The 3,108-nt window shown below is 73.1% G+C and carries 2 protein-coding genes, 1 pseudogene and 1 CRISPR repeat array; of the genes and pseudogenes, 2 read left to right on the forward strand and 1 reads right to left on the reverse strand.

Annotated elements, in window-relative coordinates; genetic code table 11:
• Positions 1 to 50 precede the first annotated feature (50 nt).
• Positions 51 to 402: direct repeats of the CRISPR family, unit length 30 nt; unit sequence GTCCGTGATCATCCCTGGAGGGATCGCAAC.
• A gap of 42 nt (positions 403 to 444) precedes the next feature.
• Positions 445 to 1,560, reverse strand: a complete 1,116-nt coding sequence (locus ND748_RS19360; RefSeq protein WP_251747417.1) for a hypothetical protein — start codon at positions 1,558 to 1,560, stop codon at positions 445 to 447.
• A gap of 330 nt (positions 1,561 to 1,890) precedes the next feature.
• On the opposite strand from ND748_RS19360, the gene ND748_RS19365 reads away from it, so the two are divergent.
• Positions 1,891 to 2,757 (forward strand): class I SAM-dependent methyltransferase, encoded by an 867-nt coding sequence (locus tag ND748_RS19365; protein ID WP_251747418.1) that lies wholly within the window; start codon positions 1,891 to 1,893, stop codon positions 2,755 to 2,757.
• Between the two features lie 22 nt (positions 2,758 to 2,779).
• Positions 2,780 to 3,108: pseudogene (locus tag ND748_RS19370) on the forward strand (hypothetical protein); the annotation flags it as partial.

Raw genomic sequence — 3,108 nt, forward strand, 5'->3', positions numbered from 1 at the left:
CTGGAGGGATCGCAACAGATCCCGGCGTAGACGTAGACGCCGCTGCGGCCGTCCGTGATCATCCCTGGAGGGATCGCAACCGTAGGGCCATATCCGTGTCGGGTCCGGGATGGTGGTCCGTGATCATCCCTGGAGGGATCGCAACTACGCGCGGGCGACTCTCCCGGGCTGGCGCTCAACGTCCGTGATCATCCCTGGAGGGATCGCAACGTGACCGACTCCAGGACTACCCGGGGGTGACGAAGTCCGTGATCATCCCTGGAGGGATCGCAACGTCTACCTCGGCTAGGCGGTCCGTGCCGATGGCGGTCCGTGATCATCCCTGGAGGGATCGCAACTCCATGTCGCAAGGCAGGCCGTGCACGTGCACGGGTCTGTGATCATCCCTCGAGGGATTGCACTACGCTGATCTGATCCTGGGCATTTCCTCTGCCGTAGCCGGGGCTACGAGGGGGGCGGGGAACGCAGGACGGTGGCTTCGACGATGGCGAACACCTCGTCGGGTGCCAGCGCGCTGCGGCGGCCGTCAGGGTGGCGGGGGGCGCCGCCGATCGAGCTGCCGCCGCCCCAGCCGGGCTCGCGGGCGGCCAGCGCCGCCAGGATCGTGCCGGGCCGGCTCACCGGGCCGACCGGGAAACCGTCGACCAGGTCGCTGCGCCGCGCGACGGAGTACGCGGTCGAGCCGTCCGGCAGGCGCCGCCACATTACGACCCGCGAGTAACCCGCCGCATATACCTGGTCGAGGGCGTCGGCGTCGCTGGTGACGAGCACCCAGCCGGTGCCGGTGCGGGTGATCTCGAAATGTGTCTGCGGCCGCGGGTCGCCCGGCGCCGGACTTCCCGCGGGGTCGGCCAATGCTCGCGCAGCGCCGCCCAGCAGCACCACGGTGGGCGTGGGGGCGCCGGTCTCCTCGGCGGTGGCCGCGTCGATCAGCCGGCTGAGATCGTCAACCAGGCCGGCGATGGCGGCCACCGCCCGGCTGAGATGGACGGCCAGCCAGGCTCCGCCACCGGTGGCCGGCCCGGTGGCGGGGCTGGGCGCCCCTGCAGCGGCACCGACAACGGGAGCGGGCAGGGGCACCCGGGCGCGGAACGCCGCCAGGAGCTCGGGGTCCATGACCGGGTACGCCGGGCCGTGGGCGTCCCGGCCGGCGACCGACGCCACCAGTCGGCGGACCGCGACCGACGTCGACGTGTGTCCCGCCAGCCAGTGCGGATGGGCGAGCAGCGCCACCGACAGTGCGGTGTCCGCGTCGAGGTCGTTGACGTAGGCGGTGTGACGAGCCGGTTCCAGGCCGAGCAGGATGGCGTCCGCGACCTGCTGACAGGTCGCCGCGGTGACCAGCCGCAGGCAGTCGCCGTGATGGTCGAAGCTGAAGCGGTGGCGGTCGGTGTCCACGGCCGGTCCCTGCACCACGCCGTCGAGCGCGATGCTGCGGTCGGGCAGCTGCGCGAAGTCGAGGGTGAGCCCGGGGGCGACGCGCACCTCGACGGCTCCGATCCTGACCAGCTGTCCCGCGCTCACGTCCTGCCCCACGTTCACGTCCTGTCCTGCGCTCACGTCCTGTCCCGGGCCCACGTCGCCTCCTGTGCCGGTTGCCTGCGCGGCCCGCTTCTGCGCCGCCGCCATCCCCAACGTCACCAGACGGACCGGGGAACCGGCGGACCGGCATGGTCCCACCCGCCGCGAACAGAGGCCGGGCATCCGCGTTTGTCCCGGTCTCATACGATGGCCGATCGAGCGATCTGATCCATCACGACAGCCGCCGATCGGGACGATCCCGCCCGGCGACCCGGCATCCCGGTCCGACCCGTCCTGACCCGAGCCCGCCCTGCGGCGGTGCGGGGTGGACGCCGCGTCCGCGTCCGCCGGGAGAAGGACGAGGCCAGGATGATCGACGGCGACGCCCGCGCACGCACCGACGCCCACGTACGCACCAACCGGGCTCGGTGGAACGAGATCTCCGACGACTACCAGCGGGTGAACGCCCCGCAGATCCGCCGGCAGGCGTTCACCGGCGACATTTCCTGGGGGCTGTGGGCGATTCCGGAGTCCAGCCTCGACGTGCTGGGAGAGGTCGCCGGGCGGGACGTGCTGGAGATGGGATGCGGCGGGGGGCAGTGGTCGACGGCGCTGGTCCGCCGGGGCGCCCGCGCGGTCGGGCTCGACCTGTCGGAGCGGCAGCTTCTGCACAGCCGCACCCTCGCCGCGGACACCGGGCTGACCTTCCCGCTGGTGCAGGCGAGCGCGGAGTCGGTGCCCTTCGCCGACGAGTCGTTCGACATCGTCTTCGCCGATCACGGCGCGTTCTGCTTCGCCGACCCGGCGCGGGCGATGCCGGAGGCGGCGCGGGTGCTGCGCCCCGGTGGACTGCTGGCGTTCAGCCACCTCAGCCCGATCTACGAGATCACCGTGCGGCCGGGCCGGGACACCCCCGGCACCCGCCTGACCCGAGACTACTTCGCGCTGCGTCTGCTGCCCGAGGCCGACGGCCTGGTCAGCGCGAACCTGCCCTACGGCGCCTGGATCAGGCTGTTCCGGGACTGCGGCCTCGTCATCGAGGACCTGCTCGAGCCACGCCCGCAGGCACCGGCCCTCGACGACCGCGGCGGCCAGCAGGTGTACGACGTGGAGGCCGCGGGCGGCTCGACCCGGGAGCGGGCCGAGCAACCCGAGCAGCCCGAGCGGGGCGACGAGGCGTGGGCCCGGCGGTGGCCGTCCGAGTGCATCTGGCGCCTGCGCAAGCCCACCCGCTGAGCCCGAGGTGAACGATCCGGACGTGACCGAGGTGACCAACCCGGACCTGGCCGAGGTGACCAACCCGGACGCGGCCAGGCCGGACGTGGCCGAGGTGACCAACCCGGACGCGATCAGGCCGGACGTGGCCGAGGCCACGCTGCTGGCGGGCATGGCACGGCTTGTCGGCCGGCTGCGCCCGGGCCAGGCCGATGGGCCGCCCGCCGTGCTGTCACGGCGCGACGATCGGCTGATCGTGCGCTGCGGCGAGATGGTTGTGAAAGCGCACGCCGCCACCGCCGATCCGGGGCATCTCGCCGCCCGGCTGCGCTTCGCCGCCCGGCCCGCCCTGCGCCCCGTGCTGCTCGCCCC

Source organism: Frankia sp. AiPs1, from assembly GCF_023716945.1.
In the GTDB taxonomy this organism is placed as follows: Bacteria; Actinomycetota; Actinomycetes; order Frankiales; family Frankiaceae; genus Frankia.